At 72.4% G+C, this 18261-nt stretch carries 18 protein-coding genes; 6 read left to right on the top strand and 12 right to left on the bottom strand.

Going from position 1 to position 18261, the window contains the following annotated elements:
* The first annotated feature begins 151 nt into the window (after window positions 1–151).
* From P3T34_RS38380 to P3T34_RS38370, 3 genes are read left to right on the top strand one after another with little or no spacing between them, the layout of a single operon-like run.
* Window positions 152–1315, top strand: coding sequence for a substrate-binding domain-containing protein (locus P3T34_RS38380; RefSeq protein ID WP_280671268.1), 1164 nt, complete (start codon window positions 152–154; stop codon window positions 1313–1315).
* Window positions 1312–2835, top strand: a complete 1524-nt coding sequence (locus tag P3T34_RS38375) for a sugar ABC transporter ATP-binding protein (protein ID WP_280671266.1) — start codon at window positions 1312–1314, stop codon at window positions 2833–2835. The genes P3T34_RS38380 and P3T34_RS38375 overlap by 4 nt, the downstream gene beginning before the upstream one ends.
* A complete protein-coding gene (locus P3T34_RS38370; protein ID WP_280671264.1) occupies window positions 2832–3851 on the top strand; it encodes an ABC transporter permease in 1020 nt (339 codons plus the stop codon). The genes P3T34_RS38375 and P3T34_RS38370 overlap by 4 nt, the downstream gene beginning before the upstream one ends.
* Before the next feature lie 175 nt (window positions 3852–4026).
* On the opposite strand, the gene P3T34_RS38365 is transcribed toward P3T34_RS38370, so the two are convergent.
* Together P3T34_RS38365 and P3T34_RS38360 are read right to left on the bottom strand one after the other, a co-directional pair.
* Window positions 4027–5016 (bottom strand): LacI family DNA-binding transcriptional regulator, encoded by a 990-nt coding sequence (locus P3T34_RS38365; RefSeq protein ID WP_280672656.1) that lies wholly within the window; start codon window positions 5014–5016, stop codon window positions 4027–4029.
* A 282-nt stretch (window positions 5017–5298) separates the two neighbouring features.
* Window positions 5299–6552 carry an FAD-binding protein gene (locus P3T34_RS38360; protein WP_280671262.1) on the bottom strand — a complete coding sequence of 418 codons (1254 nt, stop codon included), beginning with the start codon at window positions 6550–6552 and terminating at the stop codon, window positions 5299–5301.
* A 401-nt stretch (window positions 6553–6953) separates the two neighbouring features.
* Here P3T34_RS38360 and P3T34_RS38355 point away from each other — a divergent pair, with 401 nt between their 5' ends.
* Window positions 6954–7553, top strand: a complete 600-nt coding sequence (locus P3T34_RS38355) for an alpha-L-fucosidase (RefSeq protein WP_280671260.1) — start codon at window positions 6954–6956, stop codon at window positions 7551–7553.
* Between the two features lie 356 nt (window positions 7554–7909).
* Window positions 7910–8830 (top strand): NADP-dependent oxidoreductase, encoded by a 921-nt coding sequence (locus P3T34_RS38350; protein WP_280671258.1) that lies wholly within the window; start codon window positions 7910–7912, stop codon window positions 8828–8830.
* 10 nt (window positions 8831–8840) lie between these two features.
* Here the strand turns inward: P3T34_RS38350 and P3T34_RS38345 are convergent, their stop codons facing one another.
* The 6 genes from P3T34_RS38345 to P3T34_RS38320 are packed head-to-tail and all read right to left on the bottom strand — an operon-like array spanning window position 8841 to window position 13239.
* Window positions 8841–9206 (bottom strand): DUF1304 domain-containing protein, encoded by a 366-nt coding sequence (locus P3T34_RS38345; protein ID WP_280671256.1) that lies wholly within the window; start codon window positions 9204–9206, stop codon window positions 8841–8843.
* 45 nt (window positions 9207–9251) lie between these two features.
* Window positions 9252–9767 carry a universal stress protein gene (locus P3T34_RS38340; protein ID WP_280671255.1) on the bottom strand — a complete coding sequence of 172 codons (516 nt, stop codon included), beginning with the start codon at window positions 9765–9767 and terminating at the stop codon, window positions 9252–9254.
* Between the two features lie 4 nt (window positions 9768–9771).
* Window positions 9772–10983, bottom strand: coding sequence for an SLC13 family permease (locus tag P3T34_RS38335; RefSeq protein ID WP_280671253.1), 1212 nt, complete (start codon window positions 10981–10983; stop codon window positions 9772–9774).
* Window positions 10865–11626 carry a lactate racemase domain-containing protein gene (locus P3T34_RS38330; RefSeq protein WP_280671252.1) on the bottom strand — a complete coding sequence of 254 codons (762 nt, stop codon included), beginning with the start codon at window positions 11624–11626 and terminating at the stop codon, window positions 10865–10867. Before P3T34_RS38330 ends, P3T34_RS38335 begins: the two co-directional genes overlap by 119 nt.
* Window positions 11623–12489 (bottom strand): amidohydrolase family protein, encoded by an 867-nt coding sequence (locus tag P3T34_RS38325; protein ID WP_280671250.1) that lies wholly within the window; start codon window positions 12487–12489, stop codon window positions 11623–11625. The genes P3T34_RS38330 and P3T34_RS38325 overlap by 4 nt, the downstream gene beginning before the upstream one ends.
* Before the next feature lie 6 nt (window positions 12490–12495).
* Window positions 12496–13239, bottom strand: coding sequence for a FadR/GntR family transcriptional regulator (locus P3T34_RS38320; RefSeq protein WP_280671248.1), 744 nt, complete (start codon window positions 13237–13239; stop codon window positions 12496–12498).
* Between the two features lie 228 nt (window positions 13240–13467).
* Between P3T34_RS38320 and P3T34_RS38315 the strand changes: the two genes are divergently transcribed.
* Window positions 13468–15057, top strand: a complete 1590-nt coding sequence (locus P3T34_RS38315; protein WP_280671246.1) for an SDR family NAD(P)-dependent oxidoreductase — start codon at window positions 13468–13470, stop codon at window positions 15055–15057.
* Between the two features lie 64 nt (window positions 15058–15121).
* On the opposite strand, the gene P3T34_RS38310 is transcribed toward P3T34_RS38315, so the two are convergent.
* The 4 genes from P3T34_RS38310 to P3T34_RS38295 all read right to left on the bottom strand — a co-directional run bounded on the left by P3T34_RS38310 (window position 15122) and on the right by P3T34_RS38295 (window position 18214).
* The gene (locus tag P3T34_RS38310) at window positions 15122–15904 is read right to left on the bottom strand and encodes a hypothetical protein (protein WP_280671244.1); all 783 of its coding nucleotides are present in this window, start codon (window positions 15902–15904) and stop codon (window positions 15122–15124) included.
* Window positions 15901–16431, bottom strand: coding sequence for a SigE family RNA polymerase sigma factor (locus tag P3T34_RS38305; RefSeq protein ID WP_280671242.1), 531 nt, complete (start codon window positions 16429–16431; stop codon window positions 15901–15903). The genes P3T34_RS38310 and P3T34_RS38305 overlap by 4 nt, the downstream gene beginning before the upstream one ends.
* Window positions 16432–16525: 94 nt before the next feature.
* Window positions 16526–17542: an expansin EXLX1 family cellulose-binding protein gene (locus P3T34_RS38300; protein ID WP_280671240.1), complete on the bottom strand. Its 1017-nt coding sequence runs from the start codon at window positions 17540–17542 to the stop codon at window positions 16526–16528.
* A 171-nt stretch (window positions 17543–17713) separates the two neighbouring features.
* Window positions 17714–18214 carry an LUD domain-containing protein gene (locus P3T34_RS38295; RefSeq protein WP_348534737.1) on the bottom strand — a complete coding sequence of 167 codons (501 nt, stop codon included), beginning with the start codon at window positions 18212–18214 and terminating at the stop codon, window positions 17714–17716.
* Window positions 18215–18261: the final 47 nt, after the last annotated feature.

The following is an 18261-nucleotide window of genomic DNA, read 5'->3' as shown; positions in this document are numbered from 1 at the left end:
GAGCGCTAACAATACTCGCCACCCGCTGAAACGCCCGTGCAACACGACCGCCTCCAGCACGCCCGCCTCCACCACGCCGGCACCCCGAGCCCCACTGGCACCCGTGACCCGCCGTTCCCCACCCGGTACGGCCCACCGAGAGGACAGCACCGTGCGCACCGCAATCCCGCCCCGCCGAACCGCCCCCCGCCGAGGCTCAGGACTCATCCGGCTCACCGTCCTGCTTGCGGCCACCTCCGTGGTGCTGTCCGCCGCCGCCTGCAGCAAGCAGGGCGCCGGCGCCGCGAGCCCCACCACCTCCGGCGCCACCGCCGTGAGCATCCAGGGCGACATCACCTTCAACGACGCCAACCTCGCCGAACTGGACCAGTCGATCAAGGACGCCCTCGCCGGCCAGGACCTCTCGCAGCTCAACGAGGCCATGGTGGTCAACGTCGCGGTCGACTACTGGAACGCCGGCAAGATCGGCTTCAACAAGGGCACCAGCGACCTGTCCATCAAGGGCACCTTCCAAGCCCCCGCGAACGGCCGGCTCGACCAGCAGCTCTCCATGCTCTCCGCGCTGCACTCGCAGAACCTCACCGGCCTGGAGGTGTCGGCGATCGACGCCACCGCCGTCAAGGCCCCGATCGACTCCTACACCAGCGCCGGCGTCCCGGTCCTCGCCATCGACTCCCCGCTGCCCCCTGAGGACGGCGCGGCGCTCTACCTCGGCACCCCGAACTACCAGGCCGGGCAGAAGGCCGGCGAGGCGATGAAGGCCGCCCTCGGCGGCAAGGGCCAGGTGGTGGTCCTGGTCGGCTCGCTCACCGCCTCCAACGCCGTCGAGCGCATCCAGGGCTTCGAGGACGCACTCAAGGGCTCGGACGTCAAGGTGCTCCAGAAGATCAGCGACGGCATGGACCAGTCCAAGGCCCTCTCGAACGCCGAGAACGCCTTCCAGACCGACCCCGGCGTCAACGGCATCTACGGCGTCTACTCCTACGACGGCCCCGCAGCCGGCCAGGCAGTCCAGTCCTCGGGCAAGAGCGGCACGATCAAGGTCGTCTGCGACGACAGCGACCCGCAGACCCTCGACTTCATCAAGAAGGGCGTCATCCAGGCCAGCATCCTCCAGCAGCCCTACCAGCAGGGGTACACCGGCGCCTACCTGCTCGCCGCCCTCAAGGTGCTCGGCAAGGACGCCACCATGGCCCTGGTCAAGCCCTACCTGGAATCCGACGGCACCACCCTCAGCTCCGGGGTCGGCGTGCTCACCCAGGCCAACCTCGCCGACTACCAGTCCATGCTGGCCAAGCTCGGCATCAACGGATGACCACCGGGACCGACGCCGCCATCGCCCTGCGCGGCGTCAGCAAGAGCTACGGGCCGGTCACCGTGCTGGACCTGCCCGAGCTGGAGCTGGCGAAGGGGCAGATCGTCGGGGTGGTCGGGGAGAACGGCGCGGGCAAGTCCACCCTGATGGGCGTGCTCTCCGGCACCGTCACGCCCAGCACCGGAGCGGTACTGGTCGACGGCCGCCCGCTGCACGGCGGCCGCCCCGACCACGCCAAGGCCCTCGGAGTCGCGCTGGTGGCCCAGGAGTTCCCGCTGGTCGGGCAGTTGTCGGTGGCCGAGAACCTGCTGCTCGGCCGCCGCCCCGACGGCGCGGACCAACGACCGCTGGGCCGCTGGCTCTTCGACCGCGGCGGCACCCGCCGAGCGGCCCGCGAGCTGCTCGACGAGGTCGGCGTCGCGGTCGACGTCGACCAGCAGGTAGAACAACTGCCGGTCCCGGTGCGCCAGATGATCGAGATCGCGAAGGCCTGGGGGCAGCGCCCCCTGGTGCTGATCCTGGACGAGCCGACCTCCTCACTGGGCCCGGTCGAGGCACGACAGGTCCTCGACCTCGCGAAGCGCCACGCGGCGGCCGGCGGCTGCGTCCTGTTCATCGGCCACCGCCTGGACGAGGTACGGGAGTTGGCCGACCGGGTGATCGTCCTGCGGAGCGGGCGACTGGTCGCCGACCTCACCCCGCAGGAGGCCACCGAGGAACGGCTGATCCGCGAGATGGTCGGCAGCGAACTGACCCGGATCGACGTCACCCCGCCGCCGGCCGACCGGGCCACCGTGCTGTCCGCCCGCGGCCTGACGGCCGACGCTCTCGGCCCGGTCGACCTCGACCTGCGGGCCGGCGAGATCGTCGGCGTGGCCGGGCTGATGGGCTCCGGCCGCAGCCGCCTGCTGCACACCCTCATGGGCGCCCAACCGAGCACCGGCGGCACGGTCACCCTCGGCGGAGCGGACTTCCACCCCAGGCACCCCGCCGACGCGGTGGCGGCCGGCATCGGCCTGGTGCCGGAGGACCGCAAACAGCAGGCGCTGGTCCTCACCCACTCGGTGCGCTGGAACGCCACCCTGACCACCCTGCGCGGGATCAGCCGCCGCGGCGTGCTCACCCCGCGCGCCGACCGCGCGCACGCCGACCGGATCATCCGGGACCTCAGGGTCCGCCTGCACAGCCCGGAGCAGCCGATCGGCGACCTGTCCGGAGGCAACCAGCAGAAGGTGGTCTTCGGCCGCTGGCTGGCCGCGCGCCCCCGGGTTCTGCTGCTCGACGAACCCACCCGAGGGGTGGACGTCGGCGCGAAGGCGGACATCTACCGGCTGATCGACGACGCCGCCAAAGAGGGGCTCGCGGTCCTCGCGGCCTCCTCCGAACTGGAGGAACTGCTGTGGATCTGCCACCGGATCGTGGTGATGGCGCACGGCCGGATCGTCGCGGACATCCCGCGCGACCGGTTCAGCAAGGAGATCATCATGACCGCCGCGGCGGGGACGGAGGTTTCGACATGAGCACCGGTACGGCACCGGCTCCGGCCGGGAAGCGGGAGCAGTCCGGGAGCATCGCGGGCGAATCGGCGCTGAGTCGGCTCGCGCGCAGCCCCGAGGTGGGTGTGGTGGTCGCCTGCGTGCTGCTCTTCACGGGCCTGGCGATCGCCAAGCCGGCCTTCGCCGGGGCGGTCAACCTGCAGAACATGGGCGCGGACCTGGCGCAGTACGGGGTCATCGCGATCGGCGAGTCACTGGTCATCCTGACCGGCGGCATCGACCTGTCGGTGGGCGCGCTGCTCGGCCTGTCCGTGGTGCTCGCCGCGTGGTTCAACGTCAAGGCCGGGATGCCGGCCGGGCTGGCGATCCTCTGCACCCTGGCCCTCACCGGCCTGGTCGGGTGGGTCCACGGGCTGGCCGTCACCAAGCTCGCCATGCCACCGTTCGTCACCACCCTGGTCACCTACACCGTCGCCCAGGGCGCGTCGCTGGCGATCACCTCCGGCATCCCGGTGGTCGGCATCTCCAGCCTCTTCGGCGACCTCAGCCAGACCTTCGTGGCCCAAGTCCCGCTGCCTGCCGCGCTGTTCACCGTGATCGCGATCGCGGCCTGGTTCTTCCTGGAGCGCACGTACGCGGGCCGCCAGGTGTACGCGGTGGGCGGCAACAAGGAGGCCGCCCGGCTGGCCGGCATTCGCGGCGACCGGCGGATCATCGCCATGTACGTCACCAGCTCGCTGCTGGCCGGGTTCGGCGGCGTGCTGGTGGCCGGCCGGATGGGTGTCGGCTCCCCGACCGTCGGCGTCGGCTGGGAGCTGTCCGCCATCGCGGCCGCGGTGATCGGCGGGGTCTCCCTGGTCGGCGGGCAGGGGCGGATCCTCGGCATCGTCGCGGGCGCCGTGCTGCTGGAGCTGATCAACGACGGCATGATCGCACTCGCGGTCAACGCCGACTACACGAACATCGTGCTGGGCGTCGTGCTCGGGCTGGCGATCCTCGCCGACCGGCTCCGCGCCCGGCGGTTGTCCCGCCGCGGATAGTGGGGTCGCTGTCCGTCGGCGTGGCACGCGCGGTGGGGTCGCCGCGCGCAGAGGCCGCCGTGCGCAGCGGGTGCACCGCGCGCACGGCGGCTTCGTCATGCCCGGCCGCGTGCGGTCCGACCCATCGTGGTCGGCCGCACCCGGCCGACCTGGTCTCGTGCCAGGTGATGGCCGGTCAGTCGCGCGCGACGGGCCCAGTGCTGCGGCGCAGCACCATCTCCGGCGAGATCCGCACCGGCGCCGGGGTCTCCCGCCCGCCCGCCAGTTCGGCGACGAGCAGTTCGAGCGCCCGCCGACCCAGTTCCCCGAAGTCCTGCCGCACGGTGGTCAGCGGCGGGGTGAAGTACGCCGCCTCGGGGATGTCGTCGAACCCGACCACGCTGATGTCGCGGGGGATCGACCGGCCGGCCTCGTGGAAGGCCCGGAGCAGGCCGAGCGCCATGTGGTCGTTGGCGCAGAACACCGCACTGACGCCGTCGGTCTGCGCGATCCGCAGTCCGGCCTCGTAGCCGGACCGCGCGCTCCAGTCGCCGCTCTCGACCGGCGGCACCTCGGCACCGGCGGCGTCCAGGGTGCGGCGCCAACCGTCCTGGCGGTCCTCGCTCTCCATCCAGCCGATCGGCCCGGCCAGGTGGTGCACCGTGCGGTGCCCGAGGTCCAGCAGGTGCCGGGTGGCCGCCTCGGCGCCCGCCCGGTTGTCCACCGACACCAGCGGCACCCTGGCCTGGGTGCCCGAGCCGACCGCGACCACCGGCACCGAACTGGACAGCTTGGCGACCGCACTGATCGCAGAGGTCTGCGGCGCGATTACCACGACCCCCTCGACGCCCTGGTCGCGCAGGCGGTCAACGGCCTCCTGGACCGAGCGGCTGTCCAGCGAGCGCAGGCTGGCGACGCTGACGAAGTACCCGGCGCTGCGGGCCGCCCGCTCGATGCCGTCCAGCATCGAGGCGGGCCCGTACAGCGTGCTGTCGAAACTGACCACGCCGAGCGTCTGGGAGCGCCGGGTGACCAGGGCGCGGGCAGCGGAGTTGGGCCGGTAGTCGAGCTCACGGATCGCCGCGAGCACCCGGTCCCTGGTGTCGGGGCGCACGTGCGGCGCGCCGTTGAGGACTCGGGACACCGTCTGGTGGGACACCCCGGCCAGCTTCGCGACATCCGCCATCACCGCCTGGCGCTGCTCCGTGCCGTCGGCTGCTGCTCCCACTCCCAGCTCCCCTCCTCGATATCGGGACACGACCGCTCCCGCGCCTGGCAAGCGTATCTGCCCGAGCAAATGTCAGCGTGACCATGGATCCGGCTCGTTCGCCGGCAAGGACGGCCCGTCGACGGCGGTGGTTCCTATGCCCTTGACGCCGCCTATACGGTGCGCGATGGTGACCTGGCGCGGCGTAGCGGGCGGTGCGCTTCCAACTCCCACCCCCTCTCCCGACACTTTGACGGAGCGTCAGAACCCGTCGTGGAAGTGCCTGGCGACGAAGTCGTTGCGGAACGTGCCCGCCGGATCGAACTCGCCCAGAAGCCTGCGGAAGTCGTCCCAGCGCGGGTACGACTCCCGGATCACCTCGGGCGCCGTACGGAAGACCTTGCCCCAGTGCGGCCGGGCGCCGAACGGGGCCAGCGCCTCCTCGATCGCCTCGACCGCGTCCGCCACGGCCACCGTGTCGGGGAGCCAGGTGAAGTGGAAGGCGACCGAATCGCGTCCGTACGCGGGGCTGAGCCACAGCGCGTCCGCGGCCACCGTGCGGATCTCGCTGATCTGCAGGGCCGGTGTAAGCCGTTCCCGGACGGCGTCCAGCGCGTCGAACGCGCGGACGGCGTCGGTGCGGGCGACGAAGTACTCGGACTGCAGCTCGGCGCCGCTGCTGGGCGTGAAGTCCAGCCGGAAGTGCGGCAGCCGGGTGTGCCACCGGCCGGGGACACCCAGCTGCCGTGTGCAGGGCTCGGGCGGGCACCCGGGCACGGGATGGCGCGGGCCGTCGGCGAGCACCGCGCCGTGCCAGGTCGCGGGAGCGTCGGGACCGCCCCGCTGCTTGAGCCAGAGCTGGTCGATCCGGTCCGTCCGCCAGCTCGTGAAGAGGCTGACGCTGTAGGCCGCCGCCATGATCTCGTCGAACCGTTCGCGCAGCACGGCCGTCGGCAGGCCCTCGTAGACCCACTGTCGGACCTCGAACGCCGGCACCACGTCCAGGGTCAGCCGGGTGACCACGCCGAGGGCGCCCAGGGCAACGACCGAACCGGGGAACTCCGCGGCGCTGCGGTCGATCGTCACCAAGGTGCCGTCCGCCCTGACCAGTTCGACGGCCCGCACCGCCGTGGCGAGGGAGCCGTTGCCGACCCCCGAGCCGTGCGTCCCGGTGGCGCACGCGCCCGCGACCGAGATGTGCGGCAGCGACCCGAGGTTGTGCAGCGCCCACCCCGCCCGGTCCAGCACCTCGGCGAGCTCGCCGTACCGGATCCCGGCGCCCACCGTGACCGCGCCGGCCCGCTCGTCCAGCTCGACCACCCGGGGCAGGGCGGCAACGGACACCAGGTCGCCCGTGGTGTCGGCGACGGCGTTGAACGAGTGCCCGGTCCCGAGTACCCGCAGGGACCGGCTGCCCACGACGATCCGCTGCAACTCGGCGATGGAGCGAGGTTCGTGGAACCGCTCGGCGCCGAACACGATGTTCCCGGCCCAGTTGGTCGCGGCGACGGTCATGGGGGTTGCCTCCTCGGTCACGGGAACGCACCGGCGTGTTCAGCAGCGGGTCGCCGCCCGCTCCCAGTGCGATCGATCCGATGTATATGCCTCCCGTCGAACAGGCCCAGTGCGTGACGTCGAATTGCCGGAACGACCGGAGCAGTCTCGCACGAGCAGTGACCGAGCACGAGATTAGCCCCTGCGAACTGGGCATTCTCGTAGTGGAGACTCATGTCCCCCCGCCATCGAAGACAGTCGATTCGACTCCGCCGAGCCGGACCTGGCAACTCCAGATGGCAAAATACATCGGACATATAGCCGTCCAGTGTCTTGACGCGCTGCCGTAACGGCCGCGATACATGTACCTGAACCACGGCACCCCTCCCACCGTGAGCGTTCCAGGAGCAATCGGAGCATCCATGTCACGATCCATCAGCCGCAGAAGTGTGCTCACCGGTCTGGCAGTTGCGACCGTCGCCACCGTCATCCGCCCCGGCGGCGCCGTAGCCGAGGCCGCAGTGGTCGAGGCCGCAGTGGTCGAGGGGGACCCGCTGCCCCTGGTCCCGCTGCGCATCCCGCAGTTGGACCAGGGGGCCTGGCAGCAGCCGGACAGCAAGATCCAGTGGATGCGCGACAACAAGCTCGCCATGTTCATCCACTGGGGCGTCTACTCCGCGCCGGCCCAGGGCGAGTGGTACATGTTCGGCTCGCAGACCCAGCCGACTGCCTACCGGGCGAAGTACGCCGCCTCTTTCGCCACCCAGTCCCAGTCCTACAACCCCACCGCCTGGGCGCAGTTGGCCAAGGATCTCGGTGCCGCCCAGGTTGTGCTGACCACCCGTCACCACGAGGGCTTCGCGCTGTGGCCCAGCGGCCACCCCAACGCCTGGCCTGACGCTGCGCCAGTCTTCGCAGCGACTTCGCCGCTTCGCGGCTCCGGACCAAAGATCGCATTCCCGCCCGGCCTGAAGGCCGGGATTCCCTGCGAAGATAGGGGGATGGAGGTGTTCAGCAGCTGACCCGGACGGGTCGGCGCGGGTCCGCCGGATCGTCATCCGGGAACCTGACACCCACCGGGGAACACCTGGCGGCCACCGAGCCCACGTCCGTCCTGCCCATCGGGCCGTGAACCGACATCGAGCACACCGCGGTCAAGAGCGAACTTCTCCACACATAGCGGAAGTTGATCGTGAGTCAGAGACCGGCCGCAGGCTGGACGACCCCGAGGTGTCGGGCTCCGGGCCGCTCTGACGGCCCGACGGCCTCACGGCCTGTCGACTGTGCCGGGCGTCCCTCGGCGGCATAGCGTGACCGGTGGCGCCCGTCCTTGCGGAGACGGCACGCCAGAGACAACGGCACCTTGGAGGGTTGGTTCATGCGCGCGGTGACCTACGACTCGTACGCCCCGGACAACTCGCGGCTGCGCTACGGCGAGGTGGCGGATCCCAAGGTCGGCCCCGGGCAAGTGCTGATCCAGGTCCGCGCGGCGGCCGTCAACCCGGTCGACTGGAAGGTCATGGCCGGCGGCCTGGACGGCATGATGGACACTGTCTTCCCCGTCATCCCCGGCTGGGACGTGGCCGGCGTGGTGACCCGGACCGGCCCCGACACGCCCGAGTTCGCCCCCGGGGACGAGGTGATGGCCTACGCCCGCAAGGACGTGGTGCAGGGCGGCACCTTCGCCGAGTACGTCGCGGTCGCCGCGCCGTCGGTCGCGCGCAAGCCCGCCGCACTCGACTGGGCGCAGGCGGCCGGGCTGCCGCTGGCCGGCCTGACCGCACTGCGCAGCCTGGACCAACTCCGGGTCGGGTCCGGTGACGTGCTGCTGGTGCACGGCGCGGCCGGCGGCGTGGGCAGCCTGGCGGTACAGCTCGGCTCGGACCGCGGCGCCCGGGTGATCGGCACCGCCTCGGAGCGCAACCACGCGTTCATCCGCGAGCTGGGCGGCGAGCCGGTGAGCTACGGGGAGGGCCTGGTCGAGCGGGTGCGGGCGCTGGCGCCTGACGGCGTGACAGTCGTGGCCGACTTCGTCGGCGGCCAGCTGGAGACCACGCTCACGGTCCTTGCCGACGGTGGCCGCCACGTCTCGGTCGCCGACCCGGGCGTGGAGCAGCACGGCGGTCACTGGATCTGGGTCCGCCCTGACGGCGCCAAGCTGGCCGAACTCGCCGCGGCGGTCGACCGGGGAGCACTGACTGTCGAGGTCGCCCAGACCTTCCCACTGGAGCGCACGGCCGAGGCCTTCGACGCCAGCCGCACCGGCCACACCCGCGGGAAGCTGGTCGTCCTGCCCTGACGGCGCGGCGTCAGTAGTGGCTCGCCAGCACCAGGGCGAGCCCGATCAGCGCCGGAACGGTCTGGACGAAGAGGATCTTCCGGCTGGCGGTGGCCGCGCCGTACGCGCCGGCCACCGCCACGCACACCAGGAAGAACACCTTCGCCTGGAAACCGACCGGGTCCGAGGCCACCGCTCCCCACACCAGACCGGCGGCGAGGAAGCCGTTGTACAGGCCCTGGTTGGCCGCGAGCGCCTTGGTGGCGGTGGCGAACTCGGCCGTGGTCCCGAAGGCGGCCCGGGCCCTCGGGCCGGTCCACAGGAACATCTCCAGGACCAGGATGTACACGTGCAGCGCGGCGATGAGCAGCACCACCGTGGTTGCGGCGATCGACATGGGCACCATGATCACACGGGTCGGCGGCCACCACGGCCGTCTCCCCTACCGGTGCCGTGGCGGAGTGGGCGGGGGCGGGTCGGCGGGGGCCGCTCCGGGCCAGACCAGCAGAACGGGGCACGCGGCGTGGTCGACCACGAAGCGCCCTGCGGGGCCGAGGCTGTGCGGCCCGAGGTGGGTGCGGTCGCCGTCCCGGGCGAGCACGAGCAGGTCGGCGCCTTCCGCGGCGGCCACCACCTCGCGCTCGATCCGGCCGGTTCGCGCCACCTGGACACAGGGCCGTCCCAGCAGCTCGGCGGCGGCTTGGAGCAGTTGCCGGGAGGAGTCGGCGGCCAGGTCCTCCAGGCGGGTGCCCGGGTCGCTCCCCCAACCCCCGCCCTGGTGCTGCCCCTTCGGATGCCCGCGTCCGAGCAGACCGGCGAACGCACCGTGCGCCACCCCGGGCACCTCGGTGCCGGTGACGTGCAGCAGGACGATCTCGGCGCCCTGAGCGGCGTGCGCGCGGGCGGCTTCCACGCAGGCGGGCCAGGTGCCCTCCGCGATCCACACGACGACGGCCACGGCCTCACCCTCCGACGATCTGCAGCGATCCCCACAGTGCTACCACAGCCAGCACCAACGCCGGCGGCACGACGAGCAGTCCGAGCCGGGTGAACTCGCCGAGCGGGACGTCGGTGTCGTGCTCGTGAACGATGCGCCGCCAGAGCAGGGTGGCCAGAGAACCGGCGTAGGTCAGGTTGGGGCCGATGTTGACCCCCAGCAGCACCGCGAGCACCGCGCCGGGTCCGGCTGGGGCGGCGAGCGGCAGCAGGACGAGGGTGGCGGGCAGGTTGTTGATCACGTTCGCCAGGACGGCGGCCAGGGCGGCGGTGCCGAGCAGCGCCGGCAGCGCGGTGCCGTGCGGCACGAGGTGCGCGAGCCCGGAGGCGAGCCCGTTGTCGACCACCGCGCGCACCACGATCCCGAGCGCCAGCACGAAGGCGAGGAACGGTACGGCGGCGGCCCGCCCGATGGCGGTCACCGTGGTTCGACGCCGGGTCAGGGCCCGCACCGCGAGCGTCAGGGCACCGGCCAGCGCGGCCCAGGCCGGGTCGATCCCGATCGCCGAGGCAAGGACGAAGCCCGCCAGCGTGCCGGCGACGGTGAGCAGGGCGAACAGCGGCATCTCGGGTGCCGCCCCGCCCGCCGGCGCCTGTGCGCCCGCATCCAGATCGGCCGCGAAGAACCGCCGCAGCACCACGTACTCGACCCCGATGGCCACGAGCCACGGCAGGGCCATCAGCGCCGCGAACCGGGTGAAGCCGAGCCCGCTGGCTGTGAAGGCCAGCAGGTTGGTCAGGTTGGAGACCGGCAACAGGAGTGACGCGGTGTTCGACAGGTGGGTGCAGGCGTACAGGTGCGGCTTCGGGCGGGCCCCGAGCCGGGCGGCGGTTGCGAAGACCACCGGCGTGAGCAGCACCACCGTGGCGTCCAGGCTGAGCACCGCCGTGATCACCGAGGCGACCGCGAACACCTGCACCAGCAGCCGACGCGGACGTCCTACGGCGCTCCGGGCCATCCAGGCCCCGCAGGCGTGGAAGAGGCCCTCGCCGTCGCAGAGCTCGGCGAGCACCAGCACGGCGGCGAGGAAGCCGATCACCGGACCGAGCCGCGCGGCCTCAGCCGCGGCGTGGGCCGGCGAGATGGCACCGGTGGCGACCAGCAGGACGGCAGCCGGGACGGCGACCACCGCCTCCGGCCAGCCCCACGGCCGCACCACGGCGCAGACCAGCACCACCACCAGCAGGCTGACCGACAGGGCCTCGGCGAAGAACGTGTTCAGGGTCGGCTCCAGGAGAGGTGTCAGCGGTGATCACCATCCTGGCATCCCCGGCGTCTGCCGCTGCCCCGGGGGCCGCGCGCCCCGGCCGCCGTGTCCTGAAAGTACGGCAGGTCGCGATCACCGGTCCGGGCAGCCCTCGACCAGCTGATCCGTGTTCTGACGAGCCGTCAGACAGTCGCCACCGACGGCGGGAAGGAGAGCCGGTAGCGTCCGCCGGCCGCTTCCTGGAGCCGGTACCGGCGGTCGTCGCCGGGCACCGCCGCAGCTCGTCCGGGTCGTTGCCCCGGTGGGTGCCGGTGGCGACCAGGATCACCACGTCCTCAGGCCGGACGATGCCGTCGAGCTCGGCCAGGACGGCCGGGATCATCAGGTGGCGCGGCTGCGGGAGGGTGCCGTCGCAGGCCGAGATGGCCACGGTCTGGCCCGGCCTGCCCCGCTCGCGCAGCGGCCGTCCGGTCACCGGTCGGCGCAGCGCCGCGCGGAGCACCGCCGTCTCGTCGGCGGCGCCGGCGTGGTGCAACGGCTCCACCACGGTGGTGAGGGCAGGGTCGACCTCGATGTCGAGGCCGGTCGTGCCGTAGGCGAGTCGGACCTTCACGCCGCGTCCTCCTCAGACGTCTTCGCCAGCCGGTAGACCCGGGCCGCCGTGCCACCGAAGACCTGCGCGCGCTCGTGCGGCTCCAGACGGCCCGTCAAGTTCTGTGCGGCACTGACGACTTCTCCGTACGATGCGGCCAGCAGGCAGACCGGCCAGTCGGAGCCGAACATGACCCGCTCGGGTCCGAAGGCGTCCAGCGCGACCTCGGCGTACGGGCGCAGGTCCGCGACGGTCCAGCGGTTGTGGTCGGCTTCCGTCACCAGGCCGGAGAGCTTGCAGGAGACGTGGGGCTCGCGCGCGAGCTCGCGCAGCCGGTCGGCCCAGGACCCCAGCTCGCCGCGCGCGATCGGCGGCTTGGCGAGGTGGTCGAGGACGAAGCGCTGCTCCGGCAGGGCGCGCACCGTCTCGATGGCGGCCGGGAGTTGGTGCGGCAGGGTGAGCAGGTCGTAGCAGAGCCCGGCGTCGCCCACCGCGCGCAGGCCGCGACGGACGTCGGGGCGGTTGAGCCAGGCCGGGTCGGCCTCGCCCTGGACCAGGTGCCGCACGCCGACCAGCAGTTCACCGCCTGTGCCGTGCCGCAGGTCGGTGAGGGTGTCGGCGATCGCGGGGTCGGTGAGGTCCGCCCAGCCGACCACGCCGGCGACCAGCGGTTCGGCAGCGGCGAGTGCGAGGAACTCCCTGGTCTCGTCGAGATCCGGCAGCACCTGCACCAGCACGGTGCGCCCGATGCCCGCCACCTTCGCCAGCGGCGCCAGGTCGGCCGTCCCGAAGTCCCGCCGGATGGCCGCCGACTCCGGTGCGTCCAGCCAGGCTTGCGGTCGTCTGGTCAGGTCCCAGACGTGGTGGTGCGCGTCGATTCTCACGCGCGATCACTCCTCGGTCGATGGCAGGGCAGAGAAGGGCGGAACGCTGGTCAGGCAGCCGTCCGGTGCACCCTCGGCCAGGTGCTCGCGCAGCCAGCGCTCGGTGCTGCTGATGTGCAACAGTGCGGCGGCCCGGGCGAGTTCCGCGTCGCCGGCGACCAGGGCCCGGTGGATGGCCTCGTGTTCGTCGATGGTCCGGTCAGCCGCGCCGGCATCGGACAGCCCGCGCCAGATCCTCGCCCGCAGGGTGCGCCCCGAGATGTGCTCCAGCAGCGAGGCCAGGGTCTCGTTGCCGGTGGCCCGGACCACCGCCCCATGGAAGGCGGCGTCGTGCTGGTTGAGCAGTTCCACGTCGTCCCGCGCGGCGCGCATCGCCGCCAGGTGCCGCTCCACCTCGGCGAGGTCCTGCTCGGTGGCCCGGCCCGCTGCCAGACCGGTGGCGACCGGCTCGAAGAGCCTGCGCACCTCCGTGAGCTCCAGGATGCTGTCCCCCCGCAGGAGTTCGACCGCGCCGCCGAGACCCTCCAGCAGCAGAGCGGGCGCCAGGCTGGTCACATAGGTCCCGTCACCGCGTCGGATCTCCAGGACCCGTGCGACGGCCAGCGCCTTGACCGCCTCGCGCATGGTGTTGCGCGAGAGCCCGAGCCCAGCGGCGAGCTGCGGTTCGGGAGGCAGCTTCGCCCCGGGGAGCAGGTCCCCGTCCCGGATCAGCCGGCGGATGCGCATGATCGCTTGATCGGTCAGTGACACAGCGACAACCTAACAGGTGGTCCTACGTCTGGGAAGCAACAGGATTGATCGCATCGACGACCCGATGCCGTCAGCGCGTCAACTGACGCCTGTGATCTGTAGTTTTGCAAATGTTTCGCGCTCCACCCCTGGACCCCTGGAGCTACACCGCCTATACATACATCCAATGTATGTGGCTAGCGCGGGGAGAGAAGCCGTGGCCGAGATGATCACCCCGGAGAACCTGCCATGAGCGCGCCGGAGTTCGCCGGCCGCACCGCCGTCGTCACCGCGGCAGCCGCCGGCACCGGGCTGGCGACGGCCCGGCTGCTGGTGACGGGCGGCGCCCGTGTCGCCTACCTGGCCCCGGACCCGCGGGACCTCCCCGAGCCGCTGATCAGGGTCCACACGGACTTCGCGGACGACCACTCGGTCCGGGCCGGCGTGGCCTGGGCCGCCGAACTCCTGGGCGGCATCGACCTGCTGGTCAACGTTGCGGGGAGCGGCACGCGGGGCGGCGCGGACCGCCCCGCAGACGAGTCACCCGGTGCCCCGGAGGCCGCCCAGGGCGTCTGGTTCAACAGCCGGCCGAAGGCGGGCCTGTCCGAGGAGCGGCAGTTCGTCCGCCACGTCGAGATCGAGGGGCTGCCGACCGGCGGCTGGGGCTATGCCTTCCTGCCCTACGTGGCCCGCTACGTGCGGCCGTTGGGACTTCCCACGCTCAGCCACACCGGCCGGTTCCACGAGAGCTGGGGCGACAACGCCGCCCCCAAGCCCCGCGCCGCGCTGCACTACGAGTGCAGCCAGATGCTGAGCCTCGGCCTGACTCGCGGCGTGGGCGACGTGCTGCACCCGCGCGGCGCCCTCTCGCCCGCGGTGTACGAGCTCATCGGCTCGGTCTACGGACACGTCGAGCGGTGCGAGCCGTTCATCGACGGGGGCCGGGTGGTCAGCGAGGTCGCCGTGCTGGTGGACCCCGCGCTGGGCGACAACCCGGGCGCGAGCGGCATCGGTGCGGTGCGGGCGCTGCAGCACCTCCGCGCGCAGTTCGACCTGCTGCCGCCGGACTCGGACCTGACGGGGTACCGGGTCGTGGTGGTCCCGGAGTCGACCCCGGTGGACGACGCCCTGGCGGTGCGCCTGCAGCAGTACCGCGAGAACGGCGGAGCCGTGCTGCTGATCGGGCCCGCCCTGCTGAAGAACGGCACCGAGCCGGCCCTGCCCGACCTGCCCGTCGAGGGGCTCGCGCCGGCGGCCGTCGGCGAGTCCTTCCTCGCCTGCGAGGGCGTGCCGGGCGTGCCGGCCGACTTCCCGGTGATCAGCTACGGCTCCCGCCTGACCGCTCGCGCGGCGGCCGGCGCCGAGGTCCTCGCCCGGGTGGTGGCGCCCTACTTCCCGCGCAGCTGGGACCGGTTCTGCGGCCACTCCTACACGCCGCCGGCCGACCTCACCGACGAGGTCGCCGTCGCCGTCGGCGGCGGGGTGGCCGCGGTGACCGTCCCACTGCTGGAGGCGTTCCACGAGCACGGCCTGGAGGCGTACCGCCACCTGCTCGGCGCCGCGCTGGACCGCCTGCTGCCGGACCCGCTCGTCCGGGCCGGCGGCCCCGTCCACCTGGAGACCACCGTCGTGCGCACCCCCACGGGCACGACGCTGAACCTGATCAGCTTCGTCCCGGCCCGCGAGACGCCCACGCTCGACCTCGTCCACGACCCCTCCCGCTGGTCGACGTCCCCGTCTCGCTGCGGTTGGACGGTGAGCCGCTGTCCGTGCGGCTGCAACCCGAGGGACGGGACCTGCCCTGGGAGCACGACGGCACCTACCTCCACGTGCGGGTGACCGCCCTGGACGGGCACGCCATGGTCGTGGTCGACCACAACTGACCTGAGCCGAAGCGGACCCCTCACTGCGCCGGTGCGAACCCTCCCCAGACCGACGACGCGGAGCCGCCCGACCCCAGCGCGTCCACCCGGTAGGCGTCGCCCGCGGCGCTGCGCACCCCGGTGGCGTGGTTGAACTGACCGGCGAACTCGTGCTCCCCGGCCGGCACCGTGCGGCCCGGCTTGAGCACCCAGCGGTAGACCAGCGCGCCGCCGGTCTGCTGGACCGTGACGGTGAAGTCGTCGGTCGGCAGGGTCCGCCAGTCGCCGGTGTCCTGCACGCCGCCGGTCTGCGCGAAGCGCAGTTCCACCGTGAGCGAGGTGAGCGGCTGGGTGGTCTTCAGGACCAGGTTCTCCTGGGACCAGTAGACCGTACTGTGCGGATCCACCGAACCGGCCGACCACAGCGGCCCGTTCTGCGCCTGGACGGCGGCCGACGGTGTCGGGCGCGGACTGCTGGGCGTGGTGACCGGCGCCGGCAGCACGGGAGTGGGCCGGGACGGCGGCGTACCGGGCGTGCCGGTGGAAGCCGACGGGGACGGCGAGGGGCTGGCCGGCGCGACGACGGTGTCCGAGGACGAGGAGGTCGCGACCATGGCGGCGACCGCGAGGCCGCCCGTCGCCAGAATGCCGCCGGCGACGAGGCCTGCGAGTGCGGCCCTGGGCACGGACCTCAGGCCGCGCCGCGCCCGGTGGCGGACGGCCGGTCCGGCGACGCCGCGCTGCACCCTCGCCAGCATCCTGGCGTGGTCGGGCTGATGGGCCTGGGCGGCCTCGTGCAGCCGCCGAGAGATCTCCTCGTTCACCGGTTCCTCCTCCCTGCCATCAGTTCGCCGACCGCTCGTGCGCCGAGTGTGCCTTCCAACTCGGCCATTCCCTTCGAGGTCTGGCTCTTCACCGTGCCGACCGATATGCCGAGCGCCACCGCGGTTTCCTTCTCCGACAAGTCGAAGGCATGGCGCAGCACCACGCAGGCCCGCTTGCGGAACGGCAGGCGGGCGAGCGCCGCACGCACGTCCAGTACGGCCGCTACGTCCGGCCCGTCCGTCCGTTCCGGGGCACGGGTCCAGAACAGCGTGATCCGGCGTCTCTCGCGGACCGCGCTGCGGATCCGCTCCCGCGCCATGTTGGCCACCACCCCGCGAGCGTAGGCCAACGGGTGGTCGGCGCCGCGCAGCCGGTCCCAGCGCTGCCACAGGGCGACCAGCGCATCGGCGGCGAGGTCGTCGGCCGCGTCCCTCTCTCCGGTCAGCAGGTGGGCCAGGCGGGCCAGTTCGGCGTAGTGGCGTTCGAAGAAATCGTGGAACTCCACCGACGCGTCATCGAGGAGCATCTTCCTCGGTCGCCCTCTCATCAGTACAGGTCGAAAACATGTGCGCGTTAACAAGGGGGTGCAGCATAACAGCGCCCGGAAACGGGACCGGACGTCAGTGCCGGGCGAACTGCACCCCGGTCGGTTGCACGACGTCCGGCTGCACGGTGATCCCGTCCAGGGTCAGCTGCTGGCCGTAGATGTCGGTGAGCCTGAGCTCGCCGCCGCAGCCGGTGCCGTCCGTGGAGAGGAAGTAGTTGAAGTCGGAGCGCGGCAGCTGCTGCCAGCCGCCGGCCCCGCGGACCTCCAGCTCCGCCAGCGGGTTCCGGTGGCCGATCACCTGGATGCCGCACCACCACTTGCTCGACCCGGTCTTGTACCGGATCGAGACCGTGCCCACCGAATCGGGGCTCAGCAGCGTCCAGGTGATCGGGAGCCGGCCCACCGAGAGGTCGGCCAGTTTGGCGAACGCCTGCTGGCTGAGGTCGAGTTGGCCGGGCGCGCAGGGCGCCGGGCAGTCGTTGACGATCCGCACCGTGATGGCGGCGCCGCTCGCGGTGCGCACCGACACGTAGGCGCCGCAGGCCTTGGACGACTCGTAGTCGGTGTAGTTCATCGCCGCGATCATCATGTCGTCGGAGGGGCCGTACAGGCAGGAGCCGTTGCCGTCAGCCGCGGCGTAGGCGGTGGCGACGCCCTGGTTGGTGACACCGGGCTTGATCCGTCCCGCCAGGGTGGCCGCCGCGGGGGCCGCGCCCGCGCTGCCGCTCGCGGCGGCCGTCGGCGCGGCCGACGCCGCCGGCACCGGCGTGCGTGTGGGTGCGGCCGAAGGCGCGGGTGAGGCAGTGACCGAGGCCGGTGCCGAGCTCGCGACGCTGGGCGATGCGTCCGCGCTCGCGCTCGCGCTGCTGGCCGACGGCGCGGCCTCGGCGGTGGGCGGGACGCTCGCGCCCGGCGCGGCGGTGCCGGCGGCCGCTAGGGCGGCGGGGTGCCCGGGTTCTCCTCCGCCCCCGACCAGGAACGTCACGACCAGACAGACCAGGACGCCGACCACCAGCAGCGCGAGGGGAACGCCCCTGGCCGGCCCGTGCCTGTGCCACGGTCGCTGGGCGGCGTGCTTCGTTGCCTTCATGGCCATCCATTCGGTCGATCGAGCCGGTGTTACACCGCTCGGTTGCCGCCGGGGCCAAGAAGGTTGCCGCCCTCGCCGTTATTTTTCGGAGGATCGTATGTCCGGAGGATCGCCCGGACCTGACAGTGGGGGTTAGCGCTCACATCCACTGGGGCCAATCCGCTGTCCTCGCTACCCGTCGACCAGGACGACCGTCAACCGGCGTGGGCCGTGGACGCCTTGCACACGGATCATCTCGATGTCGGCCGTGGCGGACGGTCCGCTGATCCAGGTCAGGGGCCGGCGCGGGTTCAGCTCTCCGATCACCTCGGGAATCGAAGAGACCACCTGATCGGCACGGACGACACAGAGGTGCAGGTCCGGCAGGAGGGTGGCGGCCCGTCGGCCTTGGCCCGGGCCGCCGTCCAGCACGAGAGTGCCCGAGTCGGCGATGGCTGCCGTACAGGTGGTCAGGACGGCATCCACCGTGTCGAGTCGGCCAGGCGGGAGCGGCGGGGTGTCGGCGATCACGGTGCCGGTCCACTCGGCCAGCCAGGGCGCGGGGAAGCCGCCCGGAACCACCGCGCTGCCGTCGGGCAGGGCCGCGGCCAGCACGGCCGCGACGTCCGCCGACCGGACCCGGTGGACGGTGGCCCCGTACTCGACCAGCCGCTCGACGAACAGCGCGAGCACCGCTGGACGGTCTGCCGGCTCGATTCCGGGAGCATGCTGCAGGTACG

Origin of the sequence: Kitasatospora sp. MAP12-44 (assembly GCF_029892095.1) — a bacterium.
In the GTDB taxonomy this organism is placed as follows: domain Bacteria; phylum Actinomycetota; class Actinomycetes; order Streptomycetales; family Streptomycetaceae; genus Kitasatospora.
Note: the sequence above shows the minus strand (reverse complement) of the source record. Positions and strands in the feature narration are given on the sequence as shown.